This window comes from Citrobacter sp. Cpo069 (assembly GCF_030332785.1).
Lineage (GTDB): Bacteria > Pseudomonadota > Gammaproteobacteria > Enterobacterales > Enterobacteriaceae > Citrobacter > Citrobacter portucalensis.
Genome location: NZ_JAOWHD010000063.1, coordinates 117,326 through 137,228 on the forward strand (window position 1 = coordinate 117,326; position 19,903 = coordinate 137,228).

Genomic DNA, 19,903 nt, shown 5'->3' on the forward strand with positions numbered 1-19,903 from the left:
TTGGCACGCGGATGTGCTACCCGGTAATCGATTTTTGGGAATAGGGTTTCCTTCCGTGCGATGCGGAATTAAAAAGCGAGTCGAAAGAAAACTTTTTTTAAATAATAACCGTGATAATTGTCCTTAAATAAGTCAGTTACGGCTGGCTATAGTGAGAAATGGTGTACTTGAGCCGGGTGTTATTTTTGCCGAGTTTTCTGGCAATATTGCTTTTGTACGCCCCGATGGTTTTTTCACTTTTTTGTGATGCCCCGGCGATTTGTGTCAGTGACCATCCTCGGGCAAGCATCATCATTACGTTGAATTCGTTTGCTATGATCTTGTTGTGTAATGCTTTGATATTTTGTTGGTTATTGTTTTTTGTGATACGTGTAACGGCATGGTGTAGCCGATCAAGACTGGCATCTTGATCAAGAAACAGCATGTTCTTCCCACAAACGGTTTGAAAAAGAGTAAAAGTAGCTTCATCTGCCAAAACAATAATTTTGGTGACAGGTCGTAAAGCCATGTTGCGGATAATCCTGGCATATTTTAAAAAATCTGATTTGTCAGGATTAATGATGATGCAATCCGTTTCATAAGGAAGCATTTTGACAGCAGAGAGCGTCTGGGAGGAGTAATACGCGATATCAATATATAATGATGAGCCACGTAGGATTTCTCGCATGCCTAGCCAAGGGTAAATTGAGTCACCCAAAAAAATAGCCTTTGACATAACGATCTCCTTGAAATTTTGGTGCAAGCAGCCGCCTCTTTTTGTAGGTTAAAAAAGAGTTTCTTGCGACGCGTGAAATGTTAATTAAATCTCGTATTACGTTCTGTGCTGTGAACGCATCCTTATTAATTCCAGATTAAACAGATATTCTCTGTATTTATTAGAATCATTAACTATTCTTAAAGTAGATATTACACTTTGTTAAAATTTAAGATAAATCGTTTATTTCAGCTCTGCGTAAATGATTGATAGATTTCGCTTATGAATCGCATGAATAATGATTGAGTGGTTTCTATAAAGACAGGGTATTCCTATCTGTTTTGGAGGGGATTTATATGAAAAACATTATATTTCAGATGGATACCCGTTTTTCTTAATGGGCTTACTGGTTGGTAGGAGAATTCTTAATCAAGACCAGGACAAAGAGAAGGGGCGTCGAGGGGAAGAGAGAAATATCGCTAAATTTGCAGTTATCGACCTGAAACTCGAGTATTCAGGTTGATAATTCTTAGTGTTGTGAATTTTTTAGGGAATTATCCTATTTTTGGCTTTTTGTGCTTAATTTTAAAAACTCACTTGAAGAGGTTATTTTTTCTGATTGCTATTGCTGATAGGGCTTAGCCCGCCAACAGTTCCTGTTCAACCTGATGCACCTGCTGTTCCAGCGTATTGCGGATTTCCGTAAGCGCCCGTTGTTGATCGGAGAAGTAGGCTTCTTTATCAGTCACGGAGGTGGCAAGCCGCCAGGCGTTTTCGGCTTCCAGTTCGGTAATCTCTTTGAGCAGCGCGTTAATTTGTTCTCTGAGCTGCTGTATTTTGCTGCGTAAATGCTGCAAATCGTTCAATCGGTCACTCGCCATCATCGGTTCGAGGCCGCTTTGCAATTGAGTCAGTAGCGCCCGGACGGCGGCAAGATCGGCATTTTGGCGCGCCTGGTTAAGCTGCACCATCATCTGATGCGCTTTCTCTTTCAGATCATCGGCTACCACGTCCGGATGGCAAAGACGGCTTGCCTGACGCCACAGGCGTTTTAACTCATTACGTTCATCAGAGGAAAGCCGCTGGTCACGGCTAAAACGATGCTGCGCATCCTGCTGCTGCTCCTGATATTCATCATATTCATGGCTGGCCTCTTCCTGTGCCTGACGGGTTGCGCTGTCGTCCTGGCGAGAAAAGTCGTTTTCCAGCTCACGAATCTCCGCCAGCAGGGCGGTAATCAGTTCAGTTTGCTGCTGAATACGTTGGCGTGTTTCCACCGATTCGCGCGAATCTGAATTCTGGTTCATCCAGTGCTGCTTGAGCCTGGCCAGTTGATCAACAGCCTGGGAAATATAGTGCTGACAGGATTGATAGTCTTTTTCCCGGCGTTTTCGCTCCGCTTCCTGTTTGCGCTGGGCACTGGCGGCGAGCTGTTTACGCAGTTCGAGAATGCGGCTCATCAGCGGTCCAAGACGAAGGTGATACAGATCGTTGAAATCATCGAGGATTTGAATGCGCGTGTTGCGCTTATCTATCAGGTCACGCAGCTGTGTTTCGAGTGCTTTGAGTTCCAGCTTACTGGCGGCAATGGCGGGATCCTGCCACGTAGAGACTGCCCGTTGAGATTGCAGCCAGGCCGAGATTTCACGCAGGGCATCACCAAAGCGTCGTTCTTCGATCGCCTGCACAATGGTGCCTGGTACGACTGACAAAGGCTCATTTTTAAGATGCGCCACCTGCTGGAAAATAATCTCCTCATCTTCCAGTTCAATAGCGCTTTTGACGATTTCCAGTCGTTTGATGATCTTATTCATGACAGTCGTTGCCTGGCCTGGCTAAAAAACGAGTGGCTGAAGTACAACAGGTTCACCCGTTTGAAAATGTTAGAAAAACAGTAAAGCGCATTCTGTGGCCTGCGATGCCTTTTCGTCCAGAATAATTCACTGTAATTATGAAAAACCGGAAGTCGCGCGCACCTGTCTGCATCTTCAAACCTCTGTTTCATGTTTTTTACTCTCGGGTAATTATTCTTGATTCAGTAAAGATAATGCGTATAGTTCTCATTCCCTTTTGTTATTAACTCCCTGTATTACTTCTGGTAAGGATCCCGACAATGAAAAAAACAACATCCGCGCTGGCATTGCTGATTGCTGCGGCGTTAAGCGGTTGTGCGGCGCATACCACGCCAGCCAGCAACGCCAGCGTTACGGAAAAAACAGCGCAACCTGCCGTCAGTGATGTGCAACAACGCGCGCTGGCGGATGGGTTATATGAAATGGCGCTTAGCCCGGCAGGGGATGCGTTGTACGTTGCCAGCGCCGAAGGATTTAAAGATGTGCAGGGCGGCGTGGTTTACAAGCTGGATCCAAAAACGCTTAAAACGCTCGGCTTGAGTCATACCGATATGAAAAACTTTGGTATGGCTATCTCGCCGGACGGTAAAACAGTGTATGTCACCAACTCACTGGATGGTGGCCTGAGCGCGCTGAATACCGCTGACGGCAAAGTGAAAAATCGCGTACTGTTCCCGGAACGTAACCCAGAAGGTTTCCCGTATGGTGCGCGCCAGGTGCTGCTGCATAACGGTTTGCTCTATATTGGTGCCGTGGCGGATCCGGCGGTGATTTGGGTGGTTGACGCTGAAACCCTGAAGCTAAAAACCCGCATTAAAAATACGGGTAAATGGATGACCGGACTGCATTATTCAGAAGTGACGCAGCGAATTTATGCAGCTAACGGCGGCGGTGAAATTCTTGTTATCAACCCGCGTAATCAGCGCGTAGAAAAACGCTGGCAACCGCTGGGGGAACAACCTGCGCTGTTGCTGAATATGGCGGAGGACGCACAAACGGGTCGCCTGTTTGTCACCGACAACTCGAAAGCGAAGACTACCCTGGTGCTGGATATCCATACTGGTAAGCTGCTGAAAAAATTGGATGTGGGTGATTCGCTGGCGGTGAAATTTAACGCAAAACGCAACGAAATCTATATTACCCAGCGTGATTCAGGGAAATTGCTCAGCCTGAATGCGACCGATTACAGCGTGAAGAAAAGCTGGGATTTACCACCAAACCCTAACAGCTTGCTGCTCTCGGCGGATGGGCAAACCCTGTTTGTCACCGTGAAACAGAAATTTAATAAAGACCACTCTACATCTGCGCCAGATAACGTGGTACGTATTGACCTGAATAAACAATAACAACTCGCCTTCTTTCTATTGTTTTTCTCCCGAGCCTCGGTGCGTTGGGCAAGGAAGCCCGGCGTATCCAATCGATTGCGCCTTGCGACAACCAGGTTGAAATGTTAAAAGAAGCCCCTTCAATAAAAACCACACAGGGGAAGGGCGTGAAAAACGCGTCAACTGCATCTGACACCAGCGTGTCTGATGCCGCGTCGACGAACGAGCCGACGCTTCAACGAGGGTTGCAAAACCGCCATATTCAGTTAATTGCGCTGGGCGGCGCAATTGGTACCGGCCTGTTTTTGGGCATTGGCCCGGCTATTCAGATGGCGGGACCTGCGGTGTTACTGGGTTACGGCGTTGCCGGGATCATCGCTTTTTTGATTATGCGTCAACTGGGCGAAATGGTGGTCGAAGAACCCGTTTCCGGATCGTTTGCCCATTTTGCCTATAAATACTGGGGACCGTTCGCGGGTTTTCTGTCCGGCTGGAACTACTGGGTGATGTTTGTGCTGGTCGGCATGGCAGAACTGACAGCTGCAGGGATCTACATGCAGTTCTGGTTGCCCGATGTTCCAACCTGGATTTGGGCCGCGGCATTCTTCGTGATCATCAACGCCGTCAATCTGGTCAACGTACGTCTGTATGGCGAAACGGAATTCTGGTTTGCGCTGATTAAAGTACTGGCCATTATCGGCATGATTGGTTTTGGCGTGTGGATGCTGTTTTCCGGTAACGGCGGGGAACATGCAAGCATCGATAACCTGTGGCGTTACAACGGCTTTTTTGCTACCGGCTGGAACGGATTAATTCTGTCGCTGGCAGTGATTATGTTCTCCTTTGGTGGGCTGGAGCTTATCGGGATTACTGCCGCGGAAGCGCAGGATCCGCAGAAAAGCATTCCAAAGGCGGTAAACCAGGTGGTGTACCGTATTCTGCTGTTTTATATCGGTTCTCTGGTGGTGCTGTTGGCGCTGTACCCGTGGGTGGAAGTGAAATCCAATAGCAGCCCGTTTGTGATGATTTTCCATAATCTCGACAGCAACGTAGTGGCTTCTGCACTGAACTTTGTCATCCTGGTGGCTTCGCTGTCGGTGTATAACAGTGGCGTCTACTCTAACAGCCGCATGCTGTTTGGTCTTTCGGTTCAGGGTAACGCGCCGAAGTTCTTAACCCGCGTCAGCCGTCGCGGCGTACCGGTGAACTCACTGATCCTTTCCGGTGCTATTACGTCGCTGGTGGTACTCATCAACTATGTGCTGCCGCAAAAGGCCTTTAGCCTGCTGATGGCGCTGGTGGTGGCGACGCTGCTGCTGAACTGGATTATGATCTGCCTGGCACATCTGCGATTCCGGGCGGCGATGCGTCGTAAGGGACGTGACACGCAGTTTAAAGCGCTGCTGTATCCGGCAGGGAACTACCTGTGTATTGCTTTCCTTGGCATGATTCTGGTGCTGATGTGTACGATGGATGAGATGCGCCTGTCAGCTATCCTGCTGCCAGTGTGGATCCTGTTCCTGTTTGTTGCCTTCAAACTGCTGCGTCGTAAGTCCCGCTAAGTTTCTACCGATCTTGTTATTACCGATCCCATCGTCAGGGTGGGATCGGATCCTCACTCAACGTTTATCGTGACCGTTCTCGCAATTTTGCTGCTGCTGACAGGATCTTTATTTTGTAATCGATTACTTTTCTATTGAATCTAATTTGTAATCGATTACTTTTTAAGGGTGGGGCAAAAAATGGTGTCAACAACCGAAAGTAGTGGAAAACAGAGCGTACAGTACCGGCTGCTGGTCCCCCGGCTGTCGCTAATGATGTTCTTACAGTTCTTTATCTGGGGAAGTTGGTCCGTCACGCTGGGGCTGGTGATGAGCCAGCACAACATGTCGCTGTTGATTGGCGATGCGTTCTCAGCCGGGCCCATTGCCTCTATTCTGTCGCCATTCGTCTTAGGGATGCTGGTAGACCGCTTTTTTGCCTCGCAAAAGGTGATGGCGGTGATGCACCTTGCTGGCGCGGCAATCCTGTGGTTTGTTCCGCAGGCATTGGTGGCGCAAAACGGTGCACTGTTGATTGGTCTGCTGTTTGGCTACACGTTGTGCTACATGCCAACGCTGGCGCTTACCAACAATATTGCTTTTCATAGCCTGTCGGATAAGGACAAAACCTTCCCGGTGGTGCGGGTGTTTGGCACCATTGGCTGGATTGTCGCGGGGATCTTTATCGGTGTAACCGGAATTTCGGACACCACCGGCATCTTTACGCTGGCGGCGATTATCTCTGTGATTCTGGCGCTCTACAGCCTGACGCTGCCCAACACGCCTGCACCGGCGAAAGGACTGCCGGTGAAAGTTCGTGATCTGTTTTGTGCGGATGCTTTTGCCTTACTCAAGGTCCGTCACTTTTTTGTCTTCTCGCTCTGCGCGACGCTTATCTCTGTACCGTTGGGAACCTATTACGCGTATACCGCGTCGTTTCTTGCTGATGCGGGCGTCGGCGACGTCAGTACGGCGATGTCGTTTGGTCAGATGTCTGAAATATTCTTCATGCTGGTGATCCCGTTCCTGTTCAGACGTTTGGGCGTGAAATACATGCTGTTAATCGGGATGTGCGCCTGGTTCGTGCGCTACGCATTTTTTGCCCTCGGCATCAGCGAAGAGGGGCGATTCCTGCTGTATCTCGGCATTCTGCTGCACGGCGTGTGCTACGACTTCTTCTTCGTGGTCGGCTTTATTTACACCGATCGTATCGCCGGGGAAAAAGTAAAAGGTCAGGCGCAAAGCATGATCGTCATGTTTACCTATGGGATCGGTATGCTGCTGGGCTCGCAAATTTCAGGCGCACTTTACAACCGGCTGGTGGCGGGGCAAACCGTGCCTCAGGCGTGGACCACATTCTGGTGGATCCCGGCAGTCGCTGCCGCAGTGATTGCCCTGATTTTCCTTTTCTCTTTCAAGTATGACGACAAAGAGCAGGCGTAATTTTCAGGAGGGGTTATGAAAACCATCAAGGGGCCTGGCATTTTTCTGGCGCAATTTATTGGGGATCGCCCGCCATTTAACACTCTGGAAGGCGTGGCAAAATGGGCGGCGGAGCTGGGCTATAAGGCATTACAAATCCCGTGTAATCACAAGTCGCTTTTTGATGTCGAACAAGCTGCTGTAAGTCAGGCCTATTGTGATGATATTCGCGGGATGCTGGCCGGATATGGGTTAGTGATTAGCGAATTATCTACCCATCTTGAAGGTCAACTGGTTGCCGTCCATCCGGCTTACGATGACGCTTTTGACGGATTTGCTCCGCCGTCTGTACGCGCTGATCCGCAGGCCAGACAGACGTGGGCCATCGAAACCTTACACCAGGCCGCTGCGGCTTCGCAAAGACTGGGGCTGACGGCACATGCCACGTTTTCAGGTTCGCTCGCCTGGCCTTTCTTTTATCCGTGGCCACCGCATAATCGTCAGCGCTTTGAAGAGGCTTTTCTGGAGCTGGCGCGCCGCTGGAGACCGATACTCGATCGCTTTGATCACCATGGGGTGGATGTTTGCTTTGAGATCCATCCCGGCGAAGATCTGCACGATGGCGTGACGTTCGAGCGTTTTCTTGCGCTGGTTGATAATCATCCTCGCTGCAACATTCTCTATGACCCGAGCCATCTGTTATTGCAACAGATGGATTATCTTGGGTTTATCGATGTCTATCACTCGCGTATTAAAGCGTTCCACGTCAAGGACGCTGAGTACCATGCCAGTAGCCGCAGCGGTGTCTATGGCGGTTATCAGCCGTGGCTCGATCGCGCCGGGCGCTTCCGTTCTTTGGGGGACGGGCAGGTCGATTTCAAAACGATCTTCAGCAAGCTCACACAATATGATTTCCCTGGCTGGGCGGTGCTGGAATGGGAGTGTTGCCTGAAAGACGCGCAAACCGGGGCGCGTGAGGGGAGTGATTTTATACGCCGCCATGTTATTCCGGTTTCTGCACGTGCATTTGATGATTTCGCCGCTGGCGATGAGGTACGCAAATGATACAGGTTGGCATTATTGGCAGCGGATTTATTGGGCCTGCACATATTGAGGCGTTGCGTCGACTCGGCGGTGTGAACGTGGTGGCGCTCTGTGATAGCTCGCTGGCGGTTGCCCAGGAACGCGCAGATGCTCTTCATATTCCTCATGCGTACGGTAGCGTTGAAGCGCTGCTGGCGCATCCCGGACTACAGGTAGTGCATAACTGTACGCCGAATCATCTGCATGCCGATATCAATCGGCAGATTTTACGCGCGGGTATGCACGTGTTTTCAGAAAAGCCGCTGTGTATGACGCCGGATGAGGCTCGTGAACTGGAAACGCTGGCGCAGCAGGCTGGAGTGGTGCACGGCGTGAGCTTTGTCTATCGCCAGTTTGCAATGGTGCAGCAGGCGGCCAGTATGGTCAGAAGCGGCAGCGTGGGTAGTCTGTTTGCCGTACAGGGGAGCTATCTGCAGGACTGGATGCTGCTGGAGACTGACTACAACTGGCGGGTCGATGCCGCACAGGGCGGCGATTCACGGGCGGTAGCGGATATCGGTTCGCACTGGTGCGATACGGTGCAATTCGTGACTGGAAAACGTATTGTCGAGGTGATGGCCGATTTGGCTATCGTCTGGCCGGTACGTAAAGCCAGCATTGCCAGTAACGCTACGTTTGGCCAGCAAACGGCTGATGTGCAATTTGAGGATAAAGCGGTTACGACGGAAGATCGTGGGTCGGTGCTGGTACGTTTTGATGATGGCAGCAAAGGCTGCTTTAGCGTTTCGCAGGTGAGTGCCGGGCGCAAGAATCACCTGAGCTTTGAAATTAACGGTAGCCACTGTTCACTGCACTGGGATCAGGAAACGCCGCAACAGCTTTGGGTCGGGCACCGTCAGCAGGCGAACCAGATCCTGACGGACGACCCTGGATTGATGAATGCTGATGTTGCTGCCAGTGCGCACTTTCCGGGTGGGCATATTGAGGGCTGGCCGGATGCGTTCAAGAATATGATGCAGCAGTTTTATCAGGCGGTGTTGGCAGGCAAAATGCCCGCGACGGCGGAGCGTCGATTTGCGTCTTTTTCTGACGGTGCGGATGTGATGTATATTATTGATGCAATTATAAAAAGCCATCAGCAGCAGCGTTGGATATCAGTACAGCGCTAAACACGCATCCGGTTCGCCAGTCGGCGATTTTATGGTAGCCTCAACGCAAAGCGTAAACCGCAGGATGTGTCGTCGTTATGTCTATTCAAAAAATCGCCCAGCTTGCCGGTGTGTCGGTGGCGACGGTATCGCGTGTGCTGAATCACAGTGATACCGTCAAAGCCAAAAATCGTGAGCGCGTGCTACAGGCTATTAAAGAAAGCAATTATCAGCCCAACCTGCTGGCGCGTCAGCTGCGTACGGCACGTAGTTCGATGATTCTGGTGATGGTTTCCAACATCGCCAATCCTTTTTGTGCAGAAGTTGTTAAAGGCATTGAAGAGGAGGCGGAGAAGAATGGCTATCGCATTTTGCTGTGTAATTCCGGCTCGGATACAGCCCGATCAAAATCGGCGTTGAAGCTCCTGTCGGGGAAAATCGTCGATGGCATTATCACCATGGATGCATTCTCCAAATTACCGGAACTGACTACGCTGATTGGCGACGCGCCCTGGGTTCAGTGCGCGGAATATGCTGACAAAGGCGCGGTTTCCTGCGTGGGGATTAACGATGTTGACGCTGCGCAGTCGGTCATATCTCACCTGGTGGATAAGGGCTACCGACGAATTGCCTTAATCAATCATGACCTGAGTTATAAATATGCTCGTTTGCGCGAACGCGGCTATAAAGCGGCGCTGCATGCGCTGTCGCTTGAATATCAGGCTGTGGAATATGCCAGTGAATTAAGTTCCAGTGCAGGAATTGCGGCGATGAAAACACTACTTGCCGCAGAGGTGAAACCCGACGCGGTGTTTGCCGTATCGGACACGCTAGCCGCTGGTGCGATGCGCGCTATTTTCGATGCCGGATTACAGATCCCGCAGGATATCGCCGTTGTTGGTTTCGACGGTACGGAACTGGCAGAAATGGTTTCTCCACAGCTTTCGACCATTGAGCAGCCCTCACGGGATATAGGCCGCAAAGCGGTAGGATTATTGCTGAATAAAATAGAAAATCCTGACGCGCAGACGGAAAGGGTGATGATGGACTGGCGCTATATTTCACGCGCCAGTACCTGAGCTTTATCGCTGAAACGCGCCAGACAGCGCACGAATATCGTTTCCGGTAGGCGACTGATGAATGCGCAAGCCAAACTCTTCGACTACGGCAAATATATGGTCGAAGATATCAGCCTGAATACTTTCATATTCCAGCCAGACCACCGTATTGGTAAAGGCATAAATTTCGATCGGTAAACCATGATCGTCCGGCGCAAGCTGGCGCACCATTAACGTCATATCTTTGCGAATACGCGGATGATGACGCAAATACTCGTTCAGATAAGCGCGGAAGGTGCCAATATTGGTCATCCGGCGGTGATTCAACACCGATTCAGGCGCATCTAACTGCTGATTCCACTCGTCTATTTCCTGGTGACGTGCGGTTAAATACGGTTTCAGCAGGTGGGCTTTATGCAACCGCTGACGCTCATCCTCATCAAGAAAATGGATACTTGTGGCATCAATGCTGATGCTGCGTTTAATTCGCCGACCACCGGAAGCTGACATTCCACTCCAGTTTTTAAAAGAGTCTGATACCAGGGACCAGGTGGGGATAGTGGTGATGGTGTTATCCCAGTTGCGCACTTTCACGGTGGTTAAGCCAATATCGATAACCGCGCCATCTGCACCATATTTCGGCATTTCCAGCCAGTCACCCAACTTCAACATATCGTTGGCTGAAAGTTGTATTCCGGCAACCAGACCGAGAATAGGGTCTTTAAACACCAGCATTAACACGGCGGCCATGGCGCCCAGACCGCTTATCAGTATTGCCGGTGACTGACCAATCAGCAGGGAAATCATCAATATTCCGACGAGAATTGCGCTGATGAGTTTGATGCCCTGGAATATGCCTTTTAGCGGTAATTGCGATGCGGCAGGGAGTTTTTGCGACAGATTGAGAATAACGTCCAGCAGGGAAAACAGGGACAGCAGGGCGTACATCATGATCCACAACTGAGCGCAGGTCACTAATATTTCTGCTGCTTCGCTGCCTTTCTGTAGCCAGAGTGCGGCCTGTATATTGACAATGATACCCTGCAGGGTGAATGCCAGCCGGTGAAATAACTTGTTCTGCGTGATGATTTGTAGCCACAGGCGGGAGCTGGCGCTGGCACGCTTTTCAAATGCGCGTAATACCACCCAGTGCAAAATAACGTGAACAATAATGGCGGTGATAAAAATAATGCCAAAAATCATCACCAATGAGGTGGTGTGATTTATTTCAATGCCGAGTTCTTCTACCTGAGATATCAATTCCTGCATAATGTCTCCTTAATAAACAGCGGTCTATGATGACCGCTGTGCGGAGCTTATGCAAATGCGGAGGATTAGACTTCCGTCAGCGTCGTTTCCAGCGGCAGACGAGATTTCGGCAGCGCGGCGTTGAAATCTTCTACGCTGTGATGACCCACAGGAACCACCACTACGCTGGTGAAACCTTTTTCTTTCAGGCCAAATTCTGCATCCATGACCGCTGAATCAAAGCCTTCGATAGGCACAGCATCCAGGCCCATCGCCGCAACGCCCAGCAGGAAGTTACCGACGTTCAGGTACACCTGTTTTGCCATCCAGTGGTTGTCATCTTTCAGTTCTTTGCGATGCATGTCGGCAAAGAAGGTGCGGCCTTTGTGGTTTGCAGCTTTCGCTTCAGGCGTGGCGAAACGACCATCGCTTTCTTCTTGATCCACCACGCGTTCCAGCCACGCATCGTCCATCGCCGTTTTGGCGCAGAACACCACGACGTGGGAAGCATCCAGCATTTTACGTTCGTTGAATACAAAGCCGCCGGCTGCGGATTTAGCCACACGCGCCTTACCTTCGTCAGTGCTGGCGACGATAAAGTGCCATGGCTGAGAGTTGGTGCTGGACGGGCTAAACTGCAGCAGCGTTTTTAATTTTTCGGCCTGCTCAGCGGTCAGTTTTTTATTCGGATCGAATGCCTTAGTGGAGTAACGTTTTAAGGCGACAGAAACAATATCCATAACTACTCCTGGTGATTTTCCATACCCTGCGGGTGCGTTTTGTTTCAGCAGGGTACAGGGTTAGCAGGAAAAAGATAAGACAGGAAAATGCAAAAACACTTATCGGGGTTAGCGATAAATCAACCTGGACGCAGGCGTTTTTGATCCCGTTTCGGCAAGCCGTCGACGACGCGGTGCCAGGAATCATTCACCAGCTCTGCCAGTAATGACTCGGTAATATCGTCACCAGGATAGACCGAGATCCAGTGCTTTTTATTCATGTGATAGCCGGGCTTAATGCTGGGGTAGATCTGCTGGTTTAACAGTGATTTTTGCGGATCGGATTTCAGGTTAATAAGTGGCCGTCCGCGAAGCTCCGTGACCAGCATAAAAATTTTACCGCCAACCTTGAAGACATCGTATTCCGGGCCGAAAGGCCAGCAGTGTTCGGTAAAAGGTAGTTCGAGCGCAAGGCGTTTCGCACAGGCAGGAAGGGTCTGGCCGTCCATTATTGTTCCTCGCGGGTCAGGGCGCGCCACATGGCTTCAAACCCCATCGAAATATATTCATTTGCGCGGGCAGCGTCGCGGGCGGCGAACTCCATGGTGGTTTCTGCCAGAGAAAGGAATAGCCCGTCGCCAAAGGCGCGATATTCGTCAGACATAAACTCGGGTCGTACGGAACGATGACAAAGATCGCGCAGTTCCGGGAACATATCGTCAGCCTGTTGTTCGGTTTCCTTGCTTATTTTCTCGCTGACGGCCAACTGACGAATCGTGCGATGCCCGCAGGTGTGGTTCAGGCCCCAGCTAATGTAGCTGTTCCAGATGTAGTGAGTCATGGTTTTGGCATCGGTCACTGAACGATCCAGGTTTGCCATCATCGACTGACAAAGGTCTTGCTTCAAAAAGAGGTAAAGCTCGTTGATCAAATCATCTTTGGTCGCGAAATAGCGAAACAACGTTCCCTCCGCAACCCCTGCATTACGGGCTATCACGGCGGTCGAAGCCGCAACACCTGATTGTGCAAATGCTGTGGTTGCAGCTTCCAGTAATGCCAGTTTTTTGTCTTCACTCTTCGGACGAGCCACTACACTTTACCCTTAAGTCTGTAAAAAACATGATTGAATCACGGCGTTTGCTGCGCCGCAACGGCGAATGTCAAAGATTGAAAATCATCTTGACGGAGAACTTTCGATTTCTATAATGAGTGCTTACTCACTCATAATCAAGGGTCAGTCGCGCAAACCAGCGGAAAGGGGGCGCGTTTAAGGTCAGGATATGAAGCGTCTCACAGTTTATGTGGTTGTTATTATGCTTATTGCTGCAGCTGCAAGTTTACCGTTTGTACTCAATGCCGGGTTTGGTCAGGCGCCGCAAGGGGCACAACTGAGTCAGGTTGAACAGTCACCGCACTATCGTGATGGACAGTTTCATAACCAGGTGCCGACACCGGGCTATACCGGCAACAAAGGCATGCTGGCGGCCTGGTGGGAGTTTCTGGTCGCTAAGCGTGAAAATGCACGACCAGCACAACCGTTACCTATGGTCGCGACCGATCTCGCCGGGCTTTCGCCGCAGCAGGATACCCTGGTCTGGCTGGGCCATTCTTCGTGGTATTTACAGCTGGCGGGTCAACGTATCCTGATTGATCCGGTTTTCAGCAATTATGCCGCACCGTTCTCGTTCCTGAACAAGGCCTTTGCCGGTGATTATCCGTGGACCGCACAGACGATGCCGGAGATAGACCTGCTCATCATCTCGCACGATCACTATGACCATCTGGATCTCGCCACTATCAAGGCGCTAATGCCGAAAATTAAGCGGGTGATTACGCCGCTTGGCGTCGGGTCGCATCTGCGTTACTGGGGGATGCGCAGCGAGATAATCGAAGAACGGGACTGGAATCAGTCCGTCAGAGTGACGGATTCGCTGATCGTTCATGTGCTGCCTGCTCGTCATTTCTCGGGACGCGGTATCAAACGCAACCAAACGCTATGGGCGAGCTTCATGTTCGAAACGCCGGAGCAGAACGTTTATTACAGCGGCGATTCCGGCTATGGACCGCATTTTAAAGCCATCGGCGAGCAGTTTGGCTCTGTCGATTTGGCGATTATGGAGAACGGTCAGTATGACCAGGACTGGAAGTTTATTCACATGATGCCGGAAGAGACGGCTCAGGCCGCGGCAGATCTGCATGCGAAAGCCGTGTTGCCAGGGCATGCCGGCCGTTTCGTTCTGGCGAAACATACCTGGGATGATCCTTACAAACGACTGGCGCTTGCCAGCCGTCATCAGGATTACCGACTGCTGACGCCAATGCTGGGTGAACCGGTAATACTGTCCGAACCGGACCAACCGTTTACGGCCTGGTGGCAACAGGTGACACAATGAATACAGGGGAGAGCATGATGACGATTTCTGCTCAGGTAATTGATACGATTGTTGAATGGATTGATGATAATTTGAATCAGCCATTGCGCATTGATGATATTGCACGCCATGCGGGATATTCCAAATGGCACCTGCAGCGTCTTTTTATGCAGTACAAAGGGGAAAGTCTTGGGCGTTACATCCGCGAGCGCAAGCTGCTGCTGGCGGCGCGCGATCTACGCGATACCGACCAGAAAGTGTACGACATCTGTTTGAAATACGGATTCGATTCGCAGCAGACCTTTACGCGTATTTTCACCCGTACGTTCAGCCAGCCGCCGGGAGCTTATCGCAAAGAAAATCATAGCCGAACGCATTAACAGCAGAGGGTTCTCGCGGGCTTAATCCGCCAGCGAGAACCAGCGCCGCCAGATGAAGCGCAGCACCAAATATTCAATCACGCCCAGCAGTAAAAACCACAGGCAAAACAGCAAAGTATAAAACTGATTGAGATCCATCAGATGAAAAATGGCGACGAGTTTTTGTGCCAGCACCAGGCCAAGTGAGGGGGCGGGTAGCAGCAGGCAAGACAAAAAAGCCAGTAGCAGGATCCCTGCGACAGTCATCAGTGATTCAAGCGGGTGTTTCATGACATTGTTAAACTTGAGTTAAAAAGCTATTGTCCGGGATCTCTGCGGACAACGCAAATCCCACGCTTACAACCCCGCCCAAATCTCACAATGTTTTTTCACCAGGCCACTTAGTGACCCGCCTTCGGCGACAAAGTCACGCATGTTTTGTGCTTCATCATGACCATTTTTAACCTGCAGATGTATAGCTTCAATCGCGCTGGTTGCGCCTACTTTATCTGCAGAGGTAGCGATATTCTCCAGTAGTCGCAATGTGTCTTCTGACAGGCGGCAACCGTCGCCGGTATTGACGTCGGTGACGATTCCCGCCATACCAAAGCGACAGGCCTGAAAACGATTGAATTTATACAACAGGTAATCACGCTCCTGGTGCTTGAACGGGCGTTTGGTGAGTAACCAGTGGGCGGTAGCCTGAATAAGTCCTGCCATATTGACCGCATGATCAAGGGTCAGCGGTGTATCCATTACCCGAACCTCTACCGTGCCAAAGTGCGGGCTGGGGCGGATATCCCAGTGTAAATCTTTAATGCTATCAATCATGCTGGTGTAAGCCAGTCGACGGAATAACCCCTCAAATTCCTGCCAGTGATTCACCCATGGCATCGGGCCATTATCGGGAAATCCGGAGAATATATTCAGTCGCGCGCAGGCAAACCGCGTGTCGGAGGTCTGCATATAAGGTGAGGCGGCCGAGAGCGCAATAAAATGGGGAACAAATCGCGACAGGCCGTGTAGCAGGTAAATGGCATCATCGCCGTTTGCGCAGCCGATATGCACATGCTGGCCAAACACCGTCGCCTGCTGGATAAGATAGCCAAAATTTTCCAGGTTGCGCCGATAGCGTTCGTCATCGCAGACTTCCTGACGTTGCCATTTTTGAAATGGATGTGTGCCACCGCCACAAATGGCGAGGTGATGCTCTGCAGCAACTCGCATAATTATCTGCTGCATAGCGGACAATTCAGCATCAGCCTGGTCGATATTGCGGCAAACTCCGGTCGCCATCTCCAGCATACTTTCGGTGATATCGTGCTTCACTTCTCCGGCGGTGAGCTGCGGTTTTACGGCATCAATCAGCCGGGAGGAGTCCTGACTCAGGTCGTAACCTGGCGGATTGACCACCTGCATTTCCAGTTCAATGCCTAACGTAAAAGGGTCGGAAACATGAAAATCGGGTAGTGGCATAAGGCTCTCTTCCGCGTTGATTTTTAATCAGTATAGAAGGACTGCTGATTTTCTGTTCGTCGTCAAAATCACCCTTGTGACGCTTTGAAGGTGTAATGGCCGGTGTTATAACTATTTTTTACTTCGCTACTGGGGTTGAATCGTGCCGGAAATAAATCTTTATGGGCAGACCGTCGGCGATGTCGTGCCGGACTGGAATGGCGCTGCCGTACTGCCACGGGAAACGCTGATAGGGCAATATTGTCGACTGGTTCCCATGGATGCCGACAGCCATGCCGCCGATCTGTTTGATGCCTACGCGCAGGCGCCGGACGATCGCGACTGGACCTGGCTTGCAAGCTCTCGCCCCACAAGCGTTGAGGCCGCAGTTTGCTGGGTGCAGGGTAAATCCTCGGATGCATCTCTCGTTCCCTATGCCGTCATTGAACAGCGTTCAGGACGAGCTGTCGGACTGGTGTGCTTTATGGCGATTGAACGAGAGCACGGTTCGGTCGAAATTGGTCATGTGACCTGGTCACCGCGTATGAAAAATACGGTTCTCGGCACCGAAAGCATCTGGCTGCTGTTACGCCAGGCATTTGCGTTGGGCTATCGTCGCGTGGAGTGGAAATGCGATTCTCTGAACACCGCTTCTCGACGGGCAGCGGAACGCCTTGGGTTTATCTTCGAAGGTCGCTTTCGCCAGAAGATTGTGCGCAAGGGGCGTAATCGCGACAGCGACTGGTTATCAATGATTGATAGCGAATGGCCCCAGTGTGACGCCGTGTTACAGCGCTGGTTGGCCGCAGAGAACTTTGATGAAAACGGGCGGCAACGAAAAACGCTGGCTGCCTGTAGCCGCGAATAAATTAACGCCCGCAGCTAACAATGGCTGCGGGCGTATTGCTGTTTACCAACAGATAAATCCGCCATCTACAACCAGGTCTACACCGGTGCAAAATGAAGCGGCATCGCTGGCCAGAAAGAGTGCCGGGCCCGCCATCTCTTCCACTTTTGCCATGCGCTGAATTGGCGTCTGGCTTTCAAACTCCCGCGTCTGATGAACCATTTCCGGTCGAGTATTCATCGGCGTGGCTGTATATCCCGGGCTGATGGAGTTCACGCGTATTCCTTTTCCAATCCACTCCATCGCCAGGCTTTTCGACAGATGAATCACCCCCGCCTTAGCGCTATTGTAATGGGCTTGTTCAAGGCCTCGGTTAACAATAATCCCGGACATGGATGCGATGTTAATAATCGAGCCACCACCGGATTCCAGAATCAGCTCGGCTTCGGCTTTACAGGAATTCCACACGCCAGTGAGGTTAATGTCGATAACGCGCTGCCACTGCTCGCTTTCCATTTCCAGCGCAGGGTTGGCGTTGGCAATGCCTGCGGCATTGACCGCAATATCCAGACGACCAAAGCGTTCCTTCGCCAGGGCTACCGCGGCGCGAAGGTCGCTAAGCTGGCGGACATCGCCCGTATAGAGCGCAGCCTGGGCGCCAATAGCGGTGATAGCATCAACGGTCGCGTTCAGCCCGCCGTCTTCGCGCAAATCAAAACAGATCACGTGCGCGCCCGCGCTGGCAAGTGCGCAGGCGATAGTCTGACCGATGCCGCTACCTGCGCCAGTAACGAAAGCGACGCGCCCCTCAAGATTAAACAGTTGTTGAGCAAAATCTTTTGTAATCATAGTGATGACTCTCTTAACAGATACCCTGGTGGGCATTAAGACATAATCAGGCCGCCATCGATGTTGATGGTTTGTCCGGTGAGATAACGCGCATCGTCAGAGGCGAGAAAAGCGACCAGTCCGGCGACATCCTCAGGTTTGCCCGCGCGTTTCATGGGGATGCCTTTAACCCATTCCGCCATCAGTTCACCTTTGCCATAGCGTTTTTCATCTGTGCTGAGAATTTCGCCCCAGACACGATCGTTGTAATCCCACATTTCGCTTTCGATTATCCCTGGGCAAAAGGCGTTGACGGTGATATTCCACGGTGCCAACTCATGCGCCAGGCTTTGCGTAATACCAATTACGCCCATCTTGCTGGCGGCGTAGTGTGGGGTATAGATGAAACCCTGGCGTCCCTGACCGGAAGAGGTATTAATCAGACAGCCCTGGTTTTGCTTAACCATATATTTTGCTGCTTCCCGACAGCAGAGCCATACGCCAGTGGTATTTACGGCGAGGACTTTTTCGAAATCGGCTTTCGGCATGCGGTCGAAATAGTCGATGGTGATAACACCCGCGTTTTGAATCGAGACATCAATGGTGCCGAAGCGCGCTGCGGCCTGCTCGTACAGAGATTGCACCTGCGCCTCATTGGTGACATCCACCTGCAAAGATAAAATATCTGCCTGATAGCGCTGACGAAGCTGTTCCGCTGTTTCGTGGACGCGCTCTGCATTAGATACCATCACCAGGTTTGCACCGTCGCGGGCAAAACGTTCGGCGATACCTGCGCCAATCCCTCGACAAGCACCAGTGATGACAATTGTCTTACCATGAAAATCACGTTGCATATTTTTATCCCCTGTATAGGCCGGGCAAAAGATGCCCGGCGGAATGTTGCTGCTTAACTGGATACGGTATTTACTGAAGGTGCTGCCGCCAACTTTTCTTCATGGCGACGCATAAGAATGACTTTGTTCTGCAGCTTTTGCTGGAACTGATCGACAACAACGGCGGTGACGATAACCACACCTTTGATAACCATCTGCCAGAAGTCGCTGACGCCCATCATCACCATGCCATCGGCGAGGAAGACAATTACGAAGGCACCGATAATGGAGCCGGAGACGCGTCCGCGTCCTCCCGCGAGCGCAGTTCCGCCCAGCACAGTTGCGCCAATGGCATCCATCTCAAACATATTGCCGGTCATCGGATGTGCGGTTTGCAGTTGTGAAGCCACAATCAGCCCAACAAAAGCGGCACACAGGCCGGAAAAGGCGTACACAAAGATCTTCGCTTTTACGATAGGGACACCCGCCAGACGTGCGGCGGACTCGTTCCCTCCAATCGCGTAGATATAGCGGCCAAGTGGGGTTTTGGTGGTTACCCAGTAGCCCAGCAGCAGGAAGGCAATCATCAGCCAGATAGGGAGATAAATCCCCAACAAAGTACCTGAACCCAGCGTGGCAAAACCGGTATTGCCCAGCGCGTCCATGCCGTTAAGATTTGGGTAAGTGCTGCCGTCGTTAAACAGAAGAGCAGATCCTCTGGCAACGTACATCATGCCGAGCGTACAGATAAACGGCGCAACGCCGAAACGCGTGATGACGGCACCGTTGACAAAACCAACGACAACGCCGAAGAGGGCAACACAGATTATGACCTCTGGTACGTTGAAGAAGATGATGTTGCCACCCCAGATGGGCAGACCGTTGGTAAGCAAGGCGCCTGCAACCATGCCGCAAATACCCGCTACCGCCCCGACGGACAGATCGATACCGCCAGTGAGTATCACCAGCGTCATACCAATTGCCAGTAAGCCCGTGATGGCGACGTGCTGGGTCATGATCAACAGGTTAGAGGTGGTCAGGAAATTAGGTACCATCACGCTAAAGAATGCGATAACCAGCAGCAGTGCGATAAACGTTCTGGCCTTCAGGAGGTACATATAAATCATATATTTCTGGTTCATGATGGATTCCAGCCT

The 19,903-nt window shown here is 51.2% G+C and carries 20 protein-coding genes; 9 read left to right on the forward strand and 11 right to left on the reverse strand.

The window, feature by feature from the left end:
• Window positions 1-136: 136 nt before the first annotated feature.
• Together OGY08_RS23195 and OGY08_RS23200 are read right to left on the reverse strand one after the other, a co-directional pair.
• Window positions 137-715, reverse strand: coding sequence for a LuxR C-terminal-related transcriptional regulator (locus OGY08_RS23195; RefSeq protein ID WP_286566687.1), 579 nt, complete (start codon window positions 713-715; stop codon window positions 137-139).
• A gap of 617 nt (window positions 716-1,332) precedes the next feature.
• On the reverse strand, window positions 1,333-2,508 hold the full coding sequence (locus OGY08_RS23200; protein ID WP_032942620.1) for a coiled-coil domain-containing protein: 1,176 nt from the start codon (window positions 2,506-2,508) through the stop codon (window positions 1,333-1,335).
• A 299-nt stretch (window positions 2,509-2,807) separates the two neighbouring features.
• Here OGY08_RS23200 and OGY08_RS23205 point away from each other — a divergent pair, with 299 nt between their 5' ends.
• The 6 genes from OGY08_RS23205 (at window position 2,808) to OGY08_RS23230 (ending at window position 10,106) form a co-directional block, all read left to right on the forward strand.
• Window positions 2,808-3,893, forward strand: coding sequence for a YncE family protein (locus OGY08_RS23205; RefSeq protein ID WP_020996557.1), 1,086 nt, complete (start codon window positions 2,808-2,810; stop codon window positions 3,891-3,893).
• Window positions 3,894-4,039: 146 nt separating this feature from the next.
• Window positions 4,040-5,434 carry a phenylalanine transporter gene (gene pheP, locus OGY08_RS23210; RefSeq protein WP_125362477.1) on the forward strand — a complete coding sequence of 465 codons (1,395 nt, stop codon included), beginning with the start codon at window positions 4,040-4,042 and terminating at the stop codon, window positions 5,432-5,434.
• A 180-nt stretch (window positions 5,435-5,614) separates the two neighbouring features.
• The gene (locus OGY08_RS23215; RefSeq protein ID WP_032942623.1) at window positions 5,615-6,856 is read left to right on the forward strand and encodes an MFS transporter; all 1,242 of its coding nucleotides are present in this window, start codon (window positions 5,615-5,617) and stop codon (window positions 6,854-6,856) included.
• A gap of 15 nt (window positions 6,857-6,871) precedes the next feature.
• Entirely contained in the window at window positions 6,872-7,900 is a 1,029-nt protein-coding gene (locus OGY08_RS23220) for a sugar phosphate isomerase/epimerase family protein (protein WP_125362478.1), read from the forward strand.
• On the forward strand, window positions 7,897-9,048 hold the full coding sequence (locus OGY08_RS23225) for a Gfo/Idh/MocA family protein (RefSeq protein WP_111465954.1): 1,152 nt from the start codon (window positions 7,897-7,899) through the stop codon (window positions 9,046-9,048). Before OGY08_RS23220 ends, OGY08_RS23225 begins: the two co-directional genes overlap by 4 nt.
• Before the next feature lie 77 nt (window positions 9,049-9,125).
• Entirely contained in the window at window positions 9,126-10,106 is a 981-nt protein-coding gene (locus OGY08_RS23230; RefSeq protein WP_003831159.1) for a LacI family DNA-binding transcriptional regulator, read from the forward strand.
• 3 nt (window positions 10,107-10,109) lie between these two features.
• Here the strand turns inward: OGY08_RS23230 and OGY08_RS23235 are convergent, their stop codons facing one another.
• The 4 genes from OGY08_RS23235 to OGY08_RS23250 all read right to left on the reverse strand — a co-directional run bounded on the left by OGY08_RS23235 (window position 10,110) and on the right by OGY08_RS23250 (window position 13,142).
• Window positions 10,110-11,354: a mechanosensitive ion channel family protein gene (locus OGY08_RS23235; RefSeq protein ID WP_057066482.1), complete on the reverse strand. Its 1,245-nt coding sequence runs from the start codon at window positions 11,352-11,354 to the stop codon at window positions 10,110-10,112.
• A gap of 65 nt (window positions 11,355-11,419) precedes the next feature.
• Complete coding sequence (gene nfsB / locus OGY08_RS23240; RefSeq protein WP_003831162.1) at window positions 11,420-12,073, reverse strand: oxygen-insensitive NAD(P)H nitroreductase; 654 nt, start codon at window positions 12,071-12,073, stop codon at window positions 11,420-11,422.
• 119 nt (window positions 12,074-12,192) lie between these two features.
• Window positions 12,193-12,561, reverse strand: a complete 369-nt coding sequence (locus OGY08_RS23245) for an MmcQ/YjbR family DNA-binding protein (protein ID WP_008784040.1) — start codon at window positions 12,559-12,561, stop codon at window positions 12,193-12,195.
• Window positions 12,561-13,142 (reverse strand): TetR/AcrR family transcriptional regulator, encoded by a 582-nt coding sequence (locus OGY08_RS23250; RefSeq protein ID WP_071445801.1) that lies wholly within the window; start codon window positions 13,140-13,142, stop codon window positions 12,561-12,563. Before OGY08_RS23250 ends, OGY08_RS23245 begins: the two co-directional genes overlap by 1 nt.
• Before the next feature lie 190 nt (window positions 13,143-13,332).
• On the opposite strand from OGY08_RS23250, the gene OGY08_RS23255 reads away from it, so the two are divergent.
• Both OGY08_RS23255 and OGY08_RS23260 read left to right on the forward strand, forming a co-directional pair.
• Window positions 13,333-14,445, forward strand: a complete 1,113-nt coding sequence (locus tag OGY08_RS23255; RefSeq protein WP_125362479.1) for an MBL fold metallo-hydrolase — start codon at window positions 13,333-13,335, stop codon at window positions 14,443-14,445.
• A gap of 17 nt (window positions 14,446-14,462) precedes the next feature.
• Entirely contained in the window at window positions 14,463-14,804 is a 342-nt protein-coding gene (locus tag OGY08_RS23260) for a RamA family antibiotic efflux transcriptional regulator (protein ID WP_003021996.1), read from the forward strand.
• 21 nt (window positions 14,805-14,825) lie between these two features.
• On the opposite strand, the gene OGY08_RS23265 is transcribed toward OGY08_RS23260, so the two are convergent.
• Window positions 14,826-15,074 carry a DUF1158 domain-containing protein gene (locus OGY08_RS23265; protein ID WP_008784044.1) on the reverse strand — a complete coding sequence of 83 codons (249 nt, stop codon included), beginning with the start codon at window positions 15,072-15,074 and terminating at the stop codon, window positions 14,826-14,828.
• A gap of 66 nt (window positions 15,075-15,140) precedes the next feature.
• Window positions 15,141-16,259 (reverse strand): YbdK family carboxylate-amine ligase, encoded by a 1,119-nt coding sequence (locus OGY08_RS23270; protein WP_125362481.1) that lies wholly within the window; start codon window positions 16,257-16,259, stop codon window positions 15,141-15,143.
• Window positions 16,260-16,401: 142 nt separating this feature from the next.
• Between OGY08_RS23270 and OGY08_RS23275 the strand changes: the two genes are divergently transcribed.
• Window positions 16,402-17,106, forward strand: a complete 705-nt coding sequence (locus tag OGY08_RS23275; RefSeq protein WP_125362482.1) for a GNAT family N-acetyltransferase — start codon at window positions 16,402-16,404, stop codon at window positions 17,104-17,106.
• 42 nt (window positions 17,107-17,148) lie between these two features.
• Here OGY08_RS23275 and OGY08_RS23280 read toward each other — a convergent pair whose 3' ends face one another.
• Genes OGY08_RS23280 through OGY08_RS23290 form a run of 3 tightly spaced genes read right to left on the reverse strand, consistent with a single transcriptional unit; the run spans window position 17,149 to window position 19,888 of the window.
• A complete protein-coding gene (locus OGY08_RS23280) occupies window positions 17,149-17,934 on the reverse strand; it encodes an SDR family oxidoreductase (protein ID WP_060682608.1) in 786 nt (261 codons plus the stop codon).
• A 35-nt stretch (window positions 17,935-17,969) separates the two neighbouring features.
• Window positions 17,970-18,767 carry an SDR family oxidoreductase gene (locus OGY08_RS23285; protein WP_003831170.1) on the reverse strand — a complete coding sequence of 266 codons (798 nt, stop codon included), beginning with the start codon at window positions 18,765-18,767 and terminating at the stop codon, window positions 17,970-17,972.
• A gap of 53 nt (window positions 18,768-18,820) precedes the next feature.
• Window positions 18,821-19,888, reverse strand: a complete 1,068-nt coding sequence (locus OGY08_RS23290) for an ABC transporter permease (RefSeq protein WP_003831171.1) — start codon at window positions 19,886-19,888, stop codon at window positions 18,821-18,823.
• Between the last annotated feature and the right edge of the window lie 15 nt (window positions 19,889-19,903).